This is a genomic window from Paraburkholderia heleia NBRC 101817, assembly GCF_000739775.1.
In the GTDB taxonomy this organism is placed as follows: Bacteria; Pseudomonadota; Gammaproteobacteria; order Burkholderiales; family Burkholderiaceae; genus Paraburkholderia; species Paraburkholderia heleia.
The window spans coordinates 20460-37876 of record NZ_BBJH01000020.1; the positions used below are offsets into that span (position 1 = coordinate 20460).

Sequence of the window (17417 nt, forward strand, 5' to 3'; positions counted from 1 at the left end):
CCGCGGACGTGCTCTGACGGCGCTGCGCTAAACCACGCGCGATACCTGCCGTAAACACGCTTGCAAACTGCATTACGCAGTCGTAGGTGCGGGAAGGAGCGGCAAGCACACCGCAGCGCGACAGAATTTTTATGCGCTGCGCAATTGAGGTCTCGATTGTCTGTGCTTCCCCTCAAGTTTTTCTTACCCACGCCGACAACCTTCACTGAGGCGGCCAGCAATGAAAGATTGCACCCGCCGCGGCCATAGTGGCTTGTAACGGGCTTTCAGCCCGCTTAGGAGAATTTCCATGCTCGGAATTAACAGCAACATCAACTCGCTCGTCGCGCAACAGAACCTGACGGGCTCGGGCAGCGCGCTGTCGCAAGCGATCACGCGCCTGTCGTCGGGTAAGCGCATCAACAGCGCAGCTGACGATGCAGCAGGCCTCGCGATCTCGAACATCATGCAGACCCAGATCAACGGTCTGAATCAAGGTGTGTCGAACTCGAACGATGGCGTTTCGCTGGTTCAAACGGCATCGAGCGGCCTCTCGTCGCTGACGAGCAGCCTGCAGCGTATCCGCCAGCTGGCCACGCAAGCGGCCAACGGCTCGATGACCGCAGACGACCGCGCGGCACTGCAGCAGGAAGTCAACCAGCAAGTTTCGGAAATCAACCGTATCGCGTCGCAAACGACGTACAACGGCATGAACGTGCTGAACGGTTCGCTCGGTAACGTGTCGTTCCAGGTTGGCGCGAACGTCGGTCAAACGATCAGCCTGAGCCTGACGCAAAACATGTCCGCCGCTTCGATCGGCAGCGGCGTGCCGCAAGCTGGCCAGACGCTCGGCACGTTCAGCGGCCTGAGCCTGAGCTCGGCTGGTGCAACCGCCGCGGCCGGGGCGGGAACCATCACCTCGATCAACGTTGTCTCCGACGGCAGCGGCGGCTTCACGTTCACGGACCAGAACAACCAGGCAATCAATAGCACCGCAGTCAGCGCCGTGTTCGGCGCCGGAGTCACCGCCGACGCCAACGGCAACGGCGTCATTCTGGGCTCGGGCACCGCGGTCGCGCTCAGTTCCACCACCGTCATCGCGGATGCTGGCTCGGCCGGCTCGGCTGCTGCCACCGCTGTGGCGTCCCAGATCAAGGCCTACAACTCGCCGACGGATGTCGCAAACGTCGACATCAGCACGGCAAGCGGCGCAAGCATGGCCATGGAGTCGATCGACAACGCGCTGAACACCCTGAACAACCTGCAAGCAACGCTCGGCGCAGCACAGAACCGCTTCACGGCAATCGGCACGACGCAGCAAGCCCAGTCGACCGACCTGTCGACCGCCCAGTCGTCGATCCAGGACGCCAACTTCGCGGAAGAAACGGCGAACCTCTCGAAGGCGCAAGTGCTGCAGCAAGCGGGTATCTCGGTGCTCGCACAAGCTAACTCGCAGCCGCAGCAGATCCTGAAGCTCCTCCAGTAATACGAGCTTCTCTAGCCCAAGCGTTGCGTGCCCGGCCGCCATACCCGTGAGCGCAACGCAAGCCAATCGGGAGGATCGCCTCCCGATTGGCGTTTCCCAAAGCTGAATCGATTCACACTGCAACGCCGACGCACGGAGCCCCTTCATGTCCACCGTATCCAGCTCGACAGCCAGCACGATTGCAAGTAGCGTCGCCGCTACGACTGCAGCGAGCAATGCCGCTTTGCAGCAAGCCGCTCAGTCGATCGTCAGCGGTTCGACCGGCAACACGTCGATGGACGTGAATTCGCTCGTCACGGCGCTCGTCAACGCCAAGATCGCCGGCCAGGCCGCCACGATCAGTGCCGAACAGACGCAGGACAACACCGAAATCTCCGCGTACGGCGCGCTTTCCGCCGCGCTTTCCGCACTTCAGGCAGGCCTCTCGCCGCTCTCGGACGGCACGACCCTCAATGCGTTCAGCACGACGATGAGCGGCACGGGCATTACGGCCTCCGCGGGCAGCGGCGCGGCGGCAGGCACGTATTCGCTCGACGTCAAGCAGGTAGCGCAGGCTCAGGTGCTCACTTCGACGGGCTACGGCGCCACCACTGCGCTCGTCGGATCAGGGGGGGCGGCCACGATGACGCTTACCGTCAACGGCGCCAGCACCACGATTTCGCTTAATAACTCCAACAGCACCGTCGCAGGCATTGCGTCGGCGATCAACTCGGCGACCAACAATCCGGGCGTGACGGCAACGGTCGTCAACGGCGCCGACGGCGCGCACCTCGTGCTGCACTCGACGTCGACCGGTTCGCAGAACGGCATCAGCATCGCCATCAGCGATTCGAATTCTAGCGACGCAGTGAACAACCTCGCCGTGACGACTACATCAGGTACGGCGATCACGAGCTCGAGCGCGACTTCCGCGAACCTCACCGCCAACCAGTCGACGATCTCCAGCACGACCAACTGGACACAGTCCACGGCCGCACAGGACGCCTATTTCACGATCGACGGCACCGGTGCCACCAGTTCGACGAACACCGTGACTTCCGCATTGTCGGGCGTCACGCTGAACCTCACCGCAGCGGCCGTCGACACGTCGAGCACGGGCAGCGGGGCACAAACCCTCACGGTTTCGCAGAACACGAGCGCCGAATCCAGCGCGATCAACAATTTCGTCACGCTGTACAACACGCTCGTGACGACGATGGCCACGCTCACGTCGTTCAGCTCGACCTCGACGTCGCAAGGCGTGCTGCTCGGCGACTCGACGCTGAACATGATTCAGAACCAGCTCGCGACGATCGTGGCAACGGGCGTGAAGAGCGGCAACACCACGACGAGCCTTGCTTCGATCGGCGTCACGCTGAATTCCGACGGCTCGCTTTCGGTCGACAATGATACGCTGAACACGGCACTGCAGAATAATCAGTCGACCGTAGCGGCGCTGTTCAATTCGACCAACGGCGTGGCCGCGCAGTTGAACAACAACATCACGAGCTATACGTCGAGCACGGGCGTCATCACGACGCGGACCAACGCGATCCAGACCGACCTGACAAACCTTTCGACGCAGCAATCGAATCTCGCCGATTACCAGTCGCAGCTCACCAGCATGTACACCGCACAGTTCACCGCGCTCAACACGCTGATGGCGACGATGAACAGCAACCAGCAGTACCTCACGCAGCTCTTCGGCGGCACCAACAGCGCAGGCGCGCTGGCCACCAACAAGAGCTGAGCGCATCCAGCAGGAGAGACGACATGGAATTCGCAGCGCCCATCGATCGCATCTGGCAGATCACGAAGGACATCGAGCAGGCGGCAGCCGTTGGCGAATGGGAAAAGGCGGCCGAGCTTGCAGACGAGCGCTCTCCCCTTCTCATGTCGCTCTCAGCGAAGCAAACGGGCGCCGCGCTCGACGTGCTCAGGCAGGTTCACGCCATCGATGCGCGCGTCGCCGCAGCGGCAGAGTCGGCACAAAACACGCTCGGCGCCGAGTACCGGACGGCCATGCAGGCAACGCGCAACGTGAACCAGTATCAGCGCGTTGCGCAGTTCTGAAGTTCGGGCTTCGCAAAGCTTTACGAAATAACAACCAACCAATGCACCATCGGGGTGCATATGCGTACCTCGGCCCGCCTCGTGCGGGCTTTTCTTTTGGGCACCGTCTTCGCTCGCGTTCGGCCGCGATGTCCGGCCACCCCGCCCCCATCTCCGCCCCTCGCTTACCCCATCGAATTGGCGGGCGTTTTGACGTCAACTCGGCAATTCGTCCCGAGTGAGCGCCCTCGATAATTGGCCTACTTTCGTTACTTGCGGCGCAAGCACGCCTTCGTCATGACCGCTTTCCTCCCCTCGACCGAACCCACCGCGCTCGCCCCCCAATCGCAAATGCGGAGCGACATCCAGCTCGTCATGGAAGCCGGGATCGAACATCATCGCAAGCAGGAATACGACGAAGCCGAAGCGCTCTACAGCATCGTGCTGGAGGCGGATCGCGATCACGTCGACGCCAATTACCACATCGGCGTGCTGTATATGCAGACGGACCGGCCGGCCGAGGCCGTGCCGCACTTCGAAGCGGTGCTCGGCCATACGCCGAACTTCGCGCAACTCTGGGTCTACTACTTCAACGCCCTCACCGCGAGCAACCAGTTCGAAGCCGCGCGGATGGCACTCGACCTGGCGCGGCAAGGCGGCGTTCCCGCAGACGCCGTCGATACGTTGCGCGCTCGTCTGCCTCAGCGTGACGCCCTAGCAGCGCCAGAGCCCTCGCTTGGGGTGTCGCCCGCCGCCGCCACAACCGAAGATAAGCCGAAGCTGGACGCGCCAGACACGCCTGCAGCGAAATTCGACCCGCGCCGCGCAAGCGCGACAGAGTTGCGCAAGTTTTCAGATCTCTTCAACGGCGGAAAAACCGAAGCAGCGTTGAAAGTTGCCCGTCGCTTGGCGAAGCAAAACCCGTCGCACGGCGAATGCTGGACTATCCTCACGCACGCCTTGCGGCGCGCGGGCGAGTATGCGGAGTCCGTGGCGTCGGCCGAGCGGGCCGCCGCCCTGCTGCCTGACAATCTCCTCGCACAGATCATGCTGGCTGACGCGCTATATGTCACGCGCCAGTCCCAGCGAACCGTAGCCCACTGCCGCCAAGCACTCGAAAAGCATCCCGAGAGTGCAGCACTGCATCGCACAATGGGTGCCGCCCTGCTGACAATGGGCCGAGCCGGCGAGGGCATCCTCCAGATACGCCGCGCCGTGGAACTGGCACCAGATGACGCTCTCGAACTCGACGCGCTTGCAAATGCGCTGACCGAAGATGGCCAGTACGATGAGGCGCAACGTGCCTTTCGCAAGGCACTCGCACTCGCGCCAATGCAGGCGGCAACGCACAGCAACCTGCTGTTCTGCCTGATGCACCAGACCGATCTCGATGCCGCAAGCGCATTCGCAGAGTTCAGCGAATTCGGGAAACGCCAGGAACCCCCCCTGCGTGCGCAGCGTTCGGAGTACACCAATGTTCGTAATCCGGCGCGGCGTCTGCGGATCGGCTTCGTTTCGGGCGACCTGATCAATCACCCGGTCGCCTATTTCTTCCAGTCGATCATCGAGCATCTGGCGCGCGACACAAGCCTGTCGCTGCACGTCTATTCGAATTACGTGGTCACCGACGCTTTCACGAAGCAGATCCGGGAGCACGCGCACGGGTGGCACGCAATCTTCGGCATGACCGACGCCGCCGTCGCGCGGAAAATCCGCGATGATGGCATCGATATCCTGATCGACCTGTCCGGCCATACCGGCCGCAATCGTCTCGTGGCCTTCGCGCACAAGCCCGCGCCCGTCCAGGTAAGCTGGATCGGCAATCCGGCCACGACCGGCCTGACGTCCATTGACTATTACATCTCGGACCGATTTGTCACACCGCTCGAGCAGTTCGCCAGCCGTTTCACGGAAAAGCTCGTGTTCCTGCCAGCTCTCGCGCCATTCAAGCCGAACGAACAGGCGCCGGCCGTGAACGAGCTGCCTGCCTTGAAAAACGGCTTCGTGACGTTTGGCAGCTTCAGTCGCCTGGTTAAGGTCGGGCCGGAAGTCGTGGCGCTCTGGGCACACGTGCTTCGCGAGATACCGAATTCGCGCATGCTCATCGGCGCAATCACGTCGATCGAACAAATGAACAGAGTGGCCAAGCTGTTCGAAAGCGAAGGCACCGACGTGAGCCGCATCAGCTTCATGCAGCGCAAGGGTACCGATGTCTATTTGCAACAGCACCAGCAGGTTGATGTCTGTCTCGACGCGTTCCCATTCGCCGGGTCGACCACGACCATGCACGCCCTGTGGATGGGCGTGCCCACGGTGACCTTGCCCGGTGTTTCGATGGCAAGCCGTGGCAGCACGGGGTGGCTCTCGCACCTCGGGCTCGACGAGGCGTTCGTCGCGAGCGACAAGGACGACTTCGTAAGTAAGTGCGTCGCCCTAGCCAACGACCTCGACGCGCTCGCGACGGTACGCCGCGAACTGCGCGAGCACTGCAAACAATCGCCCATCATCAGCGCAAGCATGATCGCCAACGCCGCGTCGCGTGCGCTGCGCACCATGTGGCAGCGCTGGTGCGACGGGCTTGCGCCTGAGCATTTCGAGGTCGAGGCCAACGCCGCGCCCGCTGCCGTGAACGACCCGGTAAACATGTTGCCAGAGCAGTGCGCCACACTAAACGTTACGAACTCCGGCTAACGCAGCGGGCTTGGCGAATGCGTATCGTACCGTCGCATCAGCAAACACTTGATCCACCTTGGCTACTGCCAGTGCCTGCTGACGAGCGCAACCAACTGCATGCTAACCAATTTTGGCGAGCACGTTGGCAACGTGAGCCACGATGCCATCAACCGATTTTTGCCACGGGAGTACATGACGACTCGTCCGGCAGAAAGCCAAGCGCCTTTAGCGACCTTTTGATTGACACATGCCTTCCTGGCAAAGTAGAAACTCATGAATCGCCAGCTGCAATTATTTGCGAAACTCAATTCGCCGTACTATATCCATGCGCCGGCGTTCACATCGGCATCCGGCGGCATTCGTGCCATGCACTATCTGTGCCATGCACTCAATCTGGCAGGTGAGGAAGCGTACGTCACGACCGATACGGTTTCTCCCGGTCTGCGCACGCCCACGCTCTCCGTCAAGGACGTTGCGCGTCATCGCCTTGAAAATCGCGAGCCGATTACCGTATATCCTGAAGTGGTGAGCGGCAATCCTTCCGACGCCAGATGCGTCGTACGTTACCTGCTGAATATACCAGGCTTTCTGCACCAAAAAGAATATATGTGGGGCGCCGATGACCTCATTTATGCGCATGGAAGCTGTGTTGTTCCGCCTGGCATGCGTGTGGAGCTTCTTCAGTTGCCGCTCATCAATACGAGCGTCTATAACCGGGACGGCGTTGATGATACGAAGCGTTCCGGAAGTCTTCTATTCATTAACCGCTATTTGCGCCGTGGGGGACAACTCAGCCCAATAACGGAAGGATTTACTGAAATTTCATTTCGTGTGTTTCGGCGTACGCCGGAACAGCTCGCTGAGCTTTATCGGTCAGCCGAACTCCTCTACACGTATGAGCCCTCGACAGCCTGCTATGAAGCGATGCTATGCGGATGCCCGGTAGTTTATCTGCCGAATAATGTCATGCTTGACATGCTCCCGCCTAGCTACCTGACGGATGTCGGGTCCGCATGGGGCAATTCGCCCGAACAGATCGAACACGCGCGGCGCACGATAAACCGCGTCCCGGAAATTTACGAGCAGGTTAATCAATCGTTCCTGCGCGAACTTGAAGCATTCATCGATCGGACTCAGCAGCATGTGCGTAAAGCGGCTCCCCTGCAAATTACGCCGGTCACCAACGTCGAAGTGAAAAAGCGCGTTGTCTTGATGTCAGCTGATCCAGTGGGCGCCACCGCACCGCTCATGCGCATTATCAAGCCACTTGGCTTCGCACCGCAAAACTGGGAGGTCATCTCGGGTCTACAGGATGGCCAGGTAACGCTCGATTTGGAGAACCCACCTCAACTGATCGTGCTTCAGCGGGCAATCGCCGGCATATTCTCGATCGATACCTTGAAACAGTTGTTCGCTTTGGGCGCTCCGATTGTCTACGATACCGACACGCGCTTCGATGTCCCACCAGGTCGTCAAAGTGATAACTTCCAGACCTCGATCGAATATACGTTGCAGCACGCGGATGCAGTTATCGTAGCCAACGAGCAATTGGCCGAGGTCTATCGTTCACTATCCTCACGGGTGCATGTCGTACCCAGTTTGGTCGAATTTGAGCTATTCGAATGTCCCGTACGCGCTGCTACTCCTGCCGTTCGTATCGGCGTATTCGGTAACTCGCTTGAACCATCGAATTTTGCGTTGCTTGATAAGGTGATCCATAAAATTCAGGCTCGTTACGGCGACCGGATTAACTTCACGCTAGTGGGCGAGACGCCTCCGGCGGGTTGGGTTGCCTCGACTGGTGCCACGTTTGTCAAGATAGCGCCGACGCTTGAGTCGCGCGCCCGTCAATTGCGCGAACTTGAACTCGATGCCTGCCTGGTTCCGCTCGAAAATACGGCTTTTAATGAAAGCGGCTCAACGGTTGCGTATCTGGAGTTCTCCGCAGCCGGTCTCGCCACGATCGCGAGCGCACGCGCGGCATTTTGCGCCGTAATTCAAAACGGTTATGACGGGTTGTTGGTGAACGATACGGAACAAGACTGGGTTGATGCCATCGGCAAGTTGATTGAAGCACCGGTATTGCGTAGGCAACTGGCTTACACGGCACAAGCAAAAGTTCGCAGATTGCATGCATTGCGTGAATTGCCCGCGTCCCTGCAAAACGCGCTGGCGACGGCTTTGGGCGGGCAACCCACACCGCCGTCGCAAACGGCTAACGAGCTGGCGGTTGTGCGTGGCGTACTCATTCTCGATCCTGACGGACGTGGAAACCATATAGATCAGACTTTTGGTTATATCGACTCCACGCCCTACAAGGATTTGATCCGGGTCGTGCTCACTATGCAGCAGGACGCTCTGCCGGAATGGACTACAAAATTGAGGTACCTGAAAGCGGCCGATTTACAAGAATACGCGGCAGCAACGGCTCAACTACTTGCGCTGCCGACATTCGACTGGGCACTCGTGACAGAGGCGGGATCAGTTCAGGCAGGGATTCAACGTCAATGAAAAAGGTCGCCATCGTCCAATCCAACTACATTCCGTGGAAAGGATATTTCGACATGATAGCGGCCGTCGATGAGTTCATCCTCTACGACGACATGCAATATACGCGACGCGATTGGCGTAACCGCAACCAGATTAAGACACCACAAGGCGTTCAGTGGCTGACGGTACCCGTGCGCGTCAAGGGCCGCTACGATCAGAAAATCAATGAAACAGAGATCGATAGCGATACGCCATGGGCTGCCAATCATTGGAAAGCGCTAATGCAGAATTACCGCCGGGCTCCGCACTTCGGAGAAATTTCCCGCTGGCTTTCGCCGTTCTACGAGGAAAATTCCTTCGCAAGGCTATCGGACTTAAACAGAGGCTTGATAGGCGCGATTTGCAGATATTTGGGTATTGGAACTCATATTTCGAGTTCATCGGACTACGTCTTGGCGGACGGAAAAACTCAGCGACTCGCCGATCTGTGCATGCAAGTCAATGGTGAGACGTACATCTCGGGGCCTGCCGCGAGAGATTACATCGACGAGAGCTTTTTTTTGGACGCCGGCATCGAATTGCGATGGTTCGAGTATTCGGGTTATCCCGAGTATCCGCAGTTGTGGGGAAGCTTTACGCACGGCGTGACCATACTGGATCTGCTGTTTAACTGCGGAAAATCATCGGCTCAATACATGAAATATGTCTCAGTATGACGCGCAACTGTCGCGTCGCGCTGTTCTAAAACGGGAAAACTGAACCATGTTCGTCGAACGTACTGTACCCAACGCCCGTTATGGCATCCTGGAACAGGCCCAAGGGACATCCGAAGCAGAACTCGCAGCCGAGAGTATCCGCGAGCTAGGCTATGCCATCCTCGATGCGGGATACGACGAAGCCAGTCTGCAGGCGTTGCGAGCGGAATTCGAACGGGTTCGTCACGCCTACATTCAGCGTTTCGGCGAAAAGCATCTGCGTAGCCTGAACGAATTTCATACAGTGCGCTCGCCGCTTACGCACGATAGTCGGATATTCATCGATCTTGCCTTGAACGCAGCAGTGCTCGATACGCTCAAGTGCGCAATCAGCGGGAGGTTCATTCTGAATCAGCAGAACGCATTGGTGAATCCGCCCGGAGAAGCATACAGCCAAGCGGCATGGCACAGGGATCTGCCATATCAGCACTTTGTCGCTTCGCGCCCGGTCGCAGTCAATGCTCTATTTTGCGTTGACGACTTCACAAGCCAAAACGGCGCAACCTATATTCTGCCCGCATCGCACAAATCCGAGAAATTTCCGAGTGACGATTATGTGTGGCGCAACGCACTCCAGGTTGAAGCCAAAGCCGGTTCGTTCATTCTGCTGGACTGCATGCTGTATCACTGTGGTGGCATCAATAGTTCACCATTGCAACGACGCGCGGTGAATCATGTATTCAACATCCCGTACTTCAAGCAGCAGATCAATATTCCGGCCAATCTGGCTTCAGCTGTATTGACGCCACGTGAACAAGCGATCCTGGGATTCGATGATCAGGAGCCACCATCCGTCGACGCTTACCTAACGCGAAGAGAGTCGCGGCAGTAGCCAGGGGAAAGACATGAACAGTAGTAAAGATACGATTCACGCAGAAGTTGCGAACTACTACAGCAGGAAGCTAAGCGAACATGGCGAAAGCCCGCGCGGCGTCGACTGGAATGGCGAAGAAGGCCAGACCTTGCGATTCGTCCAGCTTTCCCGTGTCATCGACACCGGCCGCCCGTTCTCGATCAACGATATCGGCTGCGGATACGGTGCGTATTACGACTTTCTGTCGATGAAACATCGCGCTTTCAGTTATATCGGAACGGATATCTGCGACGACATGATTGGCGTAGCGCGGAGTCGACATTCCGAAGTCGACAATGCGAAGTTTCTGCTTTCCGACCGACCGGTCGAGCCGGCCGCATATAGCGTGGCGAGCGGAATTTTCAATGTGCGAATGCAACGCAGGGACGAAGAGTGGCTCACCTACATAAAGGCGACACTCGATATGATCGCTGAATCCAGTCGCGAAGGTTTTTCGTTCAATTGTCTTACGTCGTATTCCGACCGAGACCGAATGCGCGACTATCTCTATTACACCGACCCAGCTTGGGCGTTTGATTTCTGTAAACGTCGTTATTCCCCTCACGTTGCACTGTTGCACGATTACGGTCTGTACGAATTCACAATCCTTGTGAGGAAGAAAACGTGAAGAAGCCTTTGGTGATTTTTGGCGCCGGTGATATCGCTGAGCTGGCGCACTTCTACTTCACGAACGACTCGGATCGCGAAGTCGTTGCTTTTACCGTCGACGCGAACTGGATCGAACAGCCCGTGTTCTGCGGGCTCCCGGTGGTACCGTTCGAATCGCTGGCATCGACTTATCCGGCTGACCGGTACGACATCTTCATCGCATTAAGCTATTCGAAACTTAACGCGATTCGCAAAGAAAAATATTTGGCGGCGAAAGCCATGCGTTACGGAATCGCCAGGTACGTTAGCTCGCGTGCGTACGTGCCAGACCCAGATCGAATTGGCGAGAATTGCTTCATTCTTGAACACAATACGATCCAGCCGTTTGCCCAGATCGGAAACAATGTGACGCTTTGGAGCGGTAATCACATTGGGCATCACTCGCAAATTGGCGATCACACCTTTGTGGCGTCGCACATTGTCGTCTCTGGCGGCGTAAAGATCGGTGAGCAGTGTTTTATCGGCGTCAATGCAACGCTTCGCGATCATATTCAGGTCGGCGACCGATGCGTAGTAGGTGCCGGCGCGATCCTTCTGGCCGACGCCGAATCCGAAGGGGTCTACGTCGGCCAAGCGACGGAGCGCTCACGTGTTCCCAGCACAAGGCTGAAAAGCATATGAGCCGGCTCCTGCTACGTTGGGAGAAGCAAGGATTGATCTACTGCCCGCCAGAGAAGGGCGAGCATCCCAAACTACGTTCGCACGCAGCCAATCCGCTTCCGTTACGCTTGACCGGTGACGTCTATCGCATCTTCTATAGCGGCAGGGATGCGCAGAATCGCTCGTCTGTGGGGGCGGTTGATGTCGACGTCGTCCGGCGCGAGGTTGTTGCCACGCATCGAGAGCCATTCTTGACTCATGGCCCTCAGGGCAGCTTTTATGCTGCCGGAGTGAGCATCGGCAATTGCTACGTGGCCGACGGCATCCGCTACATGTTGTTCATGGGCTGGCAAATCCCTGAAGGCGGCCATTGGCGCGGGGATATTGGCAGGGTAGCCATCACAGATGATCTTTTTCTCGACGAGAGTCGAGTCGAAATGTTGATGGGCTCGGATGTCTGTGATCCGGTCAGCCTGTCATATCCTTGGGTGATGGAAGCCGAGGGCGGTCGGTTGCAGATGTGGTACGGATCGACTGTGACGTGGGATGCCGGTAACGGAGAAATGCTCCACGTTATCAACTATGCAACGTCCGACGACGGCAATCAGTGGACGCGTCACGGTCAGGTTCTACCTCATCAACTTGGTACGGCACAGGCATTTTCTCGTCCCACCGTGTGCATTGGCTCGCAAGGTGGCTATGAGATGTGGTTTTCCTATCGAAGCGGTAGCGGCACGCCGTACGAGATCGGATATGCAAAGAGCGCCGATGGAAAAAATTGGGCGCTCGCCCTCGATGAAGTCCGCATAGAGCCGTCATCTCAAGGTTGGGACGCCAACATGGTCGAGTATCCCTACGTATTTGATCATAAAAGCGAACGATACATGCTTTACAACGGCGACCGGTTCGGAGCGACTGGATTCGGACTCGCGATCTTGCGTCGAAACTAAAGTCACAAAATGAGAAAAATTCCGTTTAATCAGCCCCACATGAGCGGTAAAGAACTATTCTATATTGCTCAGGCACACATCAATGGAAAACTGGCCGGTGATGGCCCGTATACCAAGCGATGCCATACCTGGCTGGAAACAACGACAGGCAGCGATAAAGCGCTGCTTACCCACTCGTGTACTGCAGCGCTGGAAATGGCGGCGCTGTTGCTCGATATCCAGCCGGGTGATGAAATCATCATGCCGTCTTACACCTTTGTATCGACTGCGAACGCGTTCGCACTGCGTGGCGGTATTCCGGTGTTTGTCGATATCCGGGAAGACACGCTCAATCTGGACGAGCGCCTCATCGAGGCGGCGATCACGCCGCGTACGCGCGCGATTGTGCCGGTTCATTATGCCGGCGTTTCGTGCGAAATGGACGTGATCATGGCTATCGCACAGCGCCACAATCTGAAGGTTGTGGAAGACGCCGCACAAGGGGTCATGGCGACATACAAAGGTCGACCGCTGGGGAGCATCGGCGACCTCGGGACCTATAGTTTTCACGAGACGAAAAACCTTATCTCGGGCGAAGGCGGTGCGTTGCTGGTCAATCGGCCGGAACATGCCGAGGCCGCGGAAATCATTAGGGAAAAGGGTACCAATCGAAGCCAGTTTTACCGTGGACAGGTTGACAAGTACACCTGGCAGTCCATCGGTTCGTCTTTCCTGCCCGGAGAGCTCGTCGCTGCTTTTCTTTGGGCGCAACTGGAAGAGGCCGAGCAAATCACGACAACGCGCCTGGAGAGCTGGGCGCGGTATCACTCATTGCTGGAAAGATTCGAAGCGAGAGGCGTGCTAAGGCGCCCCATTGTCCCCGTGCACTGTCAGCATAATGCGCACATGTATTACGTGTTGGTTGATTCGCTGACCGAGCGACAGCGTATTCTCGATGGACTTCACCAAAGCGGGGTAGATGCTGTCTTTCACTATGTACCGCTACATTCCTCACCAGCGGGGCTGCGGTATGGGCGTAAGCATGGCTCGCTTGCGGTAACCGAGTCCAGGGCAAACCGGCTCATCCGGCTACCGCTCTGGTTTGGAATGGCAGAGAGCGATCAACAGAACGTAGTCAACATTCTCAAGAAAGCCGTGACCTGATACTGCTTCAGCGATATTTGTGCTGCATTCTCACTGCGGCAGGCCGCGAACGTCGTCGGGCTCGCCTGGCGTGACGGCCGCCTGATCGTCAATGAAGGCCCCGACTGCTACTTCACCGAAGCCGAAAAGCAGTGTCCGTACCACAACCTGATGCAGCGATACGCCCACCTGTCGGCTGACCACCTGGCGCATTGGGTGACGCCGCTGACGGAGCTGCCGGCACCGAAGTTAGCTGCAATCTAGCTGCAATGTCGGAGCTTGACGAAGAGGGGAAACCGCTGAAAGCCTTACGGCTATTGGCGCGCCCGGCTGGGATCGAACCAGCAACCCCTGCCTTCGGAGGGCAGTACTCTATCCATTGAGCTACGGGCGCGTTGACTTGCTGGCACTGCCGTCTGCCCGAAGAACTCGGGGAAAGCAGCGCCGAAGGGAGACCGAGAGAATAACCGGTTTCGATTAAACCGTCCACCGCACAGGTTATCAAGGGTCGCATCACTATCCGGCAAAACAGCGCAGGCCGCCGCCCTCCCGCTCCGGGTAAACGCCCGCTGAACTACGCCCACGGCCGCCCACCAGCCGCAAACCCTTCCGTCTATAATCGTCGGTGTTTGATCTGCCGCATGGCCATTGCCGTCCTGCTGTACCGCTCACCATAAAACCAACGGGAGTCGAGACAAGCATGAGCGAAGCACCCCACGGAGCCCCGATCAAAACGCCCGGCCAGCTGATCGCCGCTGTCATCGCCGGGTTTGCCGTCCCCATCGCCATCATCGTTCTGCTCGCCTACTACGTCGACAACACGACGCGCACCGGCGCGGGTACCGACGAACTCTCCGCCCAGCAGGTCGCCGCGCGCATCGCGCCGGTCGCGCAGGTCAACGTGCGCGACGCCAATGCGCCGCGCGTCTACAAGACCGGCGAGCAGGTCTTCCAGGCAGTCTGCTCGGCGTGCCACGCCTCGGGCGCCGCCGGCGCGCCGAAGTTCGGCAACTCGGGCGACTGGGCGCCGCGCATCGCCCAAGGCTTCGACACGCTCTGGAAAACGGCGCTCTCCGGCAAGGGCGCGATGCCCCCGCGCGGCGGCACGAGCCCCGACGACTACAGCGACTACGAAATCGGCCTCGCCGTCGCCTATATGGCGAACCATGCCGGCGCGAACTTCCAGGATCCGCCCAAGCCCGCGCCAGGCGCAGCCAATGCAGCCAATGCCGCTTCGGGCGCGGCGGCCGCTGCACCGGCCTCGGGCGCGTCGGCCGCCGACGCGAACGCCGCCCAGGCGCAAGCCGCTGCGGCGGCGATCGCGGCCATTCCGCAGGCCTCGTCCGCTCCCGCGGCAGGCGGCGGCGCGCAGAGCGCCGATGCCTCGCAAGCGGGCAAGGCGCTCTATCAGCAGGTTTGCCAGGCGTGTCACGCCGCGGGTGTGCTGGGCGCGCCGAAATTCGGCAACAAGGCCGACTGGGCGCCACGCCTCAAGGACCCGATGGACACCATCTACAACTACGCGCTGCATGGCAAGGGCCAAATGCCGCCCAAGGGTGGCTCGACCGCCTCGGACGCCGACGTGAAGGCCGCCGTCGATTACATGGTCAGCGCGGCGAAGTAGGCGACTCACGCGCGCATCGCGCAAAAACACGAAGGGCCGCATCGATTGTCGATGCGGCCCTTCGTGTTTTCGATCGGAGGATAGCCGGGCTCACCCCTTCTGCAACAACGCCTTCAAACTCGCCAGCCGGTCCTTCGGCGTCATCGGCGCTTCGTCAGCAGTCGGCGGCGGCGCATCGTCCAGGCCCATTTCCGGAATGAAGCGCGACGCCTCGCACACCACGGTCTCGCGCGCCCGCTTGCGCTTCTTGCACCAGTTCAGATGCAGGCTGCGTTGCGCCCGTGTGATCGCCACGTACATGAGGCGGCGCTCTTCCTCGATGCGCCCGTCGTCGATCACATCGTCTTCCGAGCCGCCGCGGTGCGGCATGATCCCCTCTTCCACGCCTACCAGGAACACGTGCGGATACTCCAGCCCCTTCGAGGCGTGCACGGTCGAAAGCCGCACGGCGTCCGGGTCCTCTTCCTTGCCTTCGAGCATCGACATCAGCGCGACCGTCTGGATCAGGCCCATGAGGTTCTTGCCGGTGTCGGCGAGACCGTCGGCGTTGTCGTAACCGGTCGCTTCGCTGTCCTCGCCAGGCTCCGGCTCGGGCTTCGTGCCCTTGCGCTTGAGCCACTCCAGGAATTCGAGCACGTTCTGCCACTTCGACTGCGCCTGGCGCTCGTCGAAGGCGTCGTAGAGATACGCCTCGTAATGAATCGCGTCCATGAGGTCGTCGAGCACGACCGTCGCCGGGTCCTTCTGGGCGCGCTCGGCGAGGCGCTGCATGAAGTCGCAGAACACGCGCATCGGCTCGACCTGGCGCGCGGAAAGCCGCGCCTCGATGCCGCCCATGTACACGGCCTCGAACAGCGACACCTTCGCCTGGCCCGCGAACGAGCCGAGCGCCTCGAGCGTCGTATTGCCCACGCCACGGCGCGGCGTGGTGATCGCGCGGATGAACGCGGGATCGTCGTCGTGATTGGCGATCAGGCGCAGGTAGGCGCAGATGTCCTTGATCTCGGCCTTGTCGAAGAACGACTGGCCGCCCGAGAGTACGTAGGGAATGCGCTCGCGGCGCAGCACCTGTTCGAAGATGCGCGCCTGGAAGTTGCCGCGATACAAAATCGCGTAATCGCGGAACTGCGCGCGCCGCTCGAACTTGTGCGCCGAAAGCCGGAACACGACCGATTCGGCTTCGTGCTCTTCGTCGTTGCAGGGCGTGACGGTGATGGTGTCGCCCATGCCGTGCTCGGACCACAGCTTCTTCTCGAACAGCTTCGGATTGTTCGCAATGACGTTGTTTGCCGCCGTGAGGATGCGCACCGTCGAGCGGTAGTTCTGCTCGAGCTTGATGACGTGCAGCTTCGGAAAGTCCTTGCCGAGTTGCGCAAGATTTTCGAGCGTGGCGCCGCGCCAGCCATAGATGGCCTGATCGTCGTCGCCCACGGCCGTAAACGCCGCGCGCGGGCCCGCCAGCAGTTTCAGCAGTTCGTACTGGCAGGCGTTGGTGTCCTGGTACTCGTCGACGAGCAGGTAGCGCAGCTTGTTCTGCCAGCGGTCGCGCACCTGCTCGTTCTTCGCGAACAGCTCGGCAGGCAGGCGGATCAGGTCGTCGAAGTCCACCGCCTGATAGGCATGCAACGTCGCCATGTAGTTGCGGTAGACGATGGCCGCCTGGTGCTCGTCCTCGTTCGAGGCCGTGGCCAGCGCCTCCTCGGGCATGACGAGTCCGTTCTTCCAGAGCGAGACGATCGACTGGATCTTGCGGATGAAGCCCTTGTCCGTCGAGCCCACCTGCTCCTGGATCATGGCGAAGCAGTCGTCGGCATCCATGATCGAGAACTGGGGCTTCAGGCCCAGGTGTTCCGCCTCCTGGCGCAGGATCTGCACGCCCAGCGAGTGGAACGTGCAGACCGTCAGCTGGTTGGTCGGCACCTTGCGGCCTTCCTTGCCGGGCGTCGTGAGCGTCTTGCCTTCGAGCAGCTTGCCCACGCGCTCGCGCATTTCGGCGGCGGCCTTGTTGGTGAAGGTGACGGCCGCGATGTGGCGCGGCTCGAAGCCTTTCGCTTCGATGAGGTGCGCGATCTTCTGCGTGATGACACGCGTCTTGCCGCTGCCCGCGCCGGCGAGCACGAGACAGGGACCGTCGAGATAGCGCACCGCTTCGTTCTGGGCGGAATTGAGGCCTGCGGACATCGTT

14 protein-coding genes, 1 tRNA gene and 1 pseudogene are annotated in these 17417 nt (G+C 59.5%); 13 read left to right on the forward strand and 3 right to left on the reverse strand.

Annotated elements, in window-relative coordinates:
- Positions 1–289: 289 nt before the first annotated feature.
- From BHE01S_RS16955 to rffA, 12 genes and pseudogenes are all read left to right on the forward strand, one after another.
- The gene (locus BHE01S_RS16955) at positions 290–1465 is read left to right on the forward strand and encodes a flagellin (protein WP_042265936.1); all 1176 of its coding nucleotides are present in this window, start codon (positions 290–292) and stop codon (positions 1463–1465) included.
- A gap of 145 nt (positions 1466–1610) precedes the next feature.
- Entirely contained in the window at positions 1611–3194 is a 1584-nt protein-coding gene (fliD, locus tag BHE01S_RS16960) for a flagellar filament capping protein FliD (protein ID WP_042265937.1), read from the forward strand.
- 23 nt (positions 3195–3217) lie between these two features.
- Entirely contained in the window at positions 3218–3517 is a 300-nt protein-coding gene (gene fliT, locus BHE01S_RS16965) for a flagellar protein FliT (protein WP_042265938.1), read from the forward strand.
- Between the two features lie 276 nt (positions 3518–3793).
- Positions 3794–6187, forward strand: a complete 2394-nt coding sequence (locus tag BHE01S_RS16970; protein WP_042266135.1) for an O-linked N-acetylglucosamine transferase family protein — start codon at positions 3794–3796, stop codon at positions 6185–6187.
- Between the two features lie 36 nt (positions 6188–6223).
- Positions 6224–6373 (forward strand): annotated as a pseudogene (locus BHE01S_RS39990) (IS701 family transposase); the annotation flags it as partial.
- Positions 6374–6442: 69 nt separating this feature from the next.
- Positions 6443–8680 carry a glycosyltransferase family 4 protein gene (locus tag BHE01S_RS16980; RefSeq protein WP_084068937.1) on the forward strand — a complete coding sequence of 746 codons (2238 nt, stop codon included), beginning with the start codon at positions 6443–6445 and terminating at the stop codon, positions 8678–8680.
- Positions 8677–9375: a WbqC family protein gene (locus tag BHE01S_RS16985; protein WP_042265942.1), complete on the forward strand. Its 699-nt coding sequence runs from the start codon at positions 8677–8679 to the stop codon at positions 9373–9375. The genes BHE01S_RS16980 and BHE01S_RS16985 overlap by 4 nt, the downstream gene beginning before the upstream one ends.
- Before the next feature lie 46 nt (positions 9376–9421).
- A complete protein-coding gene (locus BHE01S_RS16990; RefSeq protein ID WP_042265945.1) occupies positions 9422–10246 on the forward strand; it encodes a phytanoyl-CoA dioxygenase family protein in 825 nt (274 codons plus the stop codon).
- A 13-nt stretch (positions 10247–10259) separates the two neighbouring features.
- Positions 10260–10895, forward strand: coding sequence for a class I SAM-dependent methyltransferase (locus BHE01S_RS16995; RefSeq protein WP_042265946.1), 636 nt, complete (start codon positions 10260–10262; stop codon positions 10893–10895).
- The gene (locus BHE01S_RS17000) at positions 10892–11557 is read left to right on the forward strand and encodes an acetyltransferase (protein ID WP_042265948.1); all 666 of its coding nucleotides are present in this window, start codon (positions 10892–10894) and stop codon (positions 11555–11557) included. The genes BHE01S_RS16995 and BHE01S_RS17000 overlap by 4 nt, the downstream gene beginning before the upstream one ends.
- Positions 11554–12486 carry a glycoside hydrolase family protein gene (locus BHE01S_RS17005; RefSeq protein ID WP_042265950.1) on the forward strand — a complete coding sequence of 311 codons (933 nt, stop codon included), beginning with the start codon at positions 11554–11556 and terminating at the stop codon, positions 12484–12486. Before BHE01S_RS17000 ends, BHE01S_RS17005 begins: the two co-directional genes overlap by 4 nt.
- 9 nt (positions 12487–12495) lie before the next feature.
- The gene (gene rffA, locus BHE01S_RS17010; RefSeq protein WP_042265952.1) at positions 12496–13629 is read left to right on the forward strand and encodes a dTDP-4-amino-4,6-dideoxygalactose transaminase; all 1134 of its coding nucleotides are present in this window, start codon (positions 12496–12498) and stop codon (positions 13627–13629) included.
- 30 nt (positions 13630–13659) lie between these two features.
- Here the strand turns inward: rffA and BHE01S_RS37850 are convergent, their stop codons facing one another.
- Both BHE01S_RS37850 and BHE01S_RS17015 read right to left on the reverse strand, forming a co-directional pair.
- Positions 13660–13821 (reverse strand): hypothetical protein, encoded by a 162-nt coding sequence (locus BHE01S_RS37850; RefSeq protein WP_157025449.1) that lies wholly within the window; start codon positions 13819–13821, stop codon positions 13660–13662.
- A 105-nt stretch (positions 13822–13926) separates the two neighbouring features.
- Positions 13927–14002: transfer RNA gene (locus BHE01S_RS17015), tRNA-Arg, on the reverse strand.
- Positions 14003–14308: 306 nt separating this feature from the next.
- Here BHE01S_RS17015 and BHE01S_RS17020 point away from each other — a divergent pair.
- Positions 14309–15232: a c-type cytochrome gene (locus tag BHE01S_RS17020; protein ID WP_042265954.1), complete on the forward strand. Its 924-nt coding sequence runs from the start codon at positions 14309–14311 to the stop codon at positions 15230–15232.
- A 90-nt stretch (positions 15233–15322) separates the two neighbouring features.
- Here the strand turns inward: BHE01S_RS17020 and BHE01S_RS17025 are convergent, their stop codons facing one another.
- The gene (locus BHE01S_RS17025) at positions 15323–17413 is read right to left on the reverse strand and encodes a UvrD-helicase domain-containing protein (RefSeq protein ID WP_042265955.1); all 2091 of its coding nucleotides are present in this window, start codon (positions 17411–17413) and stop codon (positions 15323–15325) included.
- Positions 17414–17417: the final 4 nt, after the last annotated feature.

Bases quoted from the DNA above. Each gene is read 5' to 3' on its own strand.
- BHE01S_RS17005 (WP_042265950.1), top strand. From the start codon at position 11,554: ATGAGCCGGCTCCTGCTACGTTGGGAGAAGCAAGGATTGATCTACTGC.
- BHE01S_RS16990 (WP_042265945.1), top strand. From the start codon at position 9,422: ATGTTCGTCGAACGTACTGTACCCAACGCCCGTTATGGCATCCTGGAA.
- fliD (WP_042265937.1), top strand. From the start codon at position 1,611: ATGTCCACCGTATCCAGCTCGACAGCCAGCACGATTGCAAGTAGCGTC.
- BHE01S_RS16955 (WP_042265936.1), top strand. From the start codon at position 290: ATGCTCGGAATTAACAGCAACATCAACTCGCTCGTCGCGCAACAGAAC.
- BHE01S_RS16995 (WP_042265946.1), top strand. From the start codon at position 10,260: ATGAACAGTAGTAAAGATACGATTCACGCAGAAGTTGCGAACTACTAC.
- BHE01S_RS16970 (WP_042266135.1), top strand. From the start codon at position 3,794: ATGACCGCTTTCCTCCCCTCGACCGAACCCACCGCGCTCGCCCCCCAA.
- rffA (WP_042265952.1), top strand. From the start codon at position 12,496: ATGAGAAAAATTCCGTTTAATCAGCCCCACATGAGCGGTAAAGAACTA.
- BHE01S_RS16985 (WP_042265942.1), top strand. From the start codon at position 8,677: ATGAAAAAGGTCGCCATCGTCCAATCCAACTACATTCCGTGGAAAGGA.
- BHE01S_RS17020 (WP_042265954.1), top strand. From the start codon at position 14,309: ATGAGCGAAGCACCCCACGGAGCCCCGATCAAAACGCCCGGCCAGCTG.
- fliT (WP_042265938.1), top strand. From the start codon at position 3,218: ATGGAATTCGCAGCGCCCATCGATCGCATCTGGCAGATCACGAAGGAC.
- BHE01S_RS37850 (WP_157025449.1), bottom strand. From the start codon at position 13,821: ATGCGCCAGGTGGTCAGCCGACAGGTGGGCGTATCGCTGCATCAGGTT.
- BHE01S_RS16980 (WP_084068937.1), top strand. From the start codon at position 6,443: ATGAATCGCCAGCTGCAATTATTTGCGAAACTCAATTCGCCGTACTAT.
- BHE01S_RS17025 (WP_042265955.1), bottom strand. From the start codon at position 17,413: ATGTCCGCAGGCCTCAATTCCGCCCAGAACGAAGCGGTGCGCTATCTC.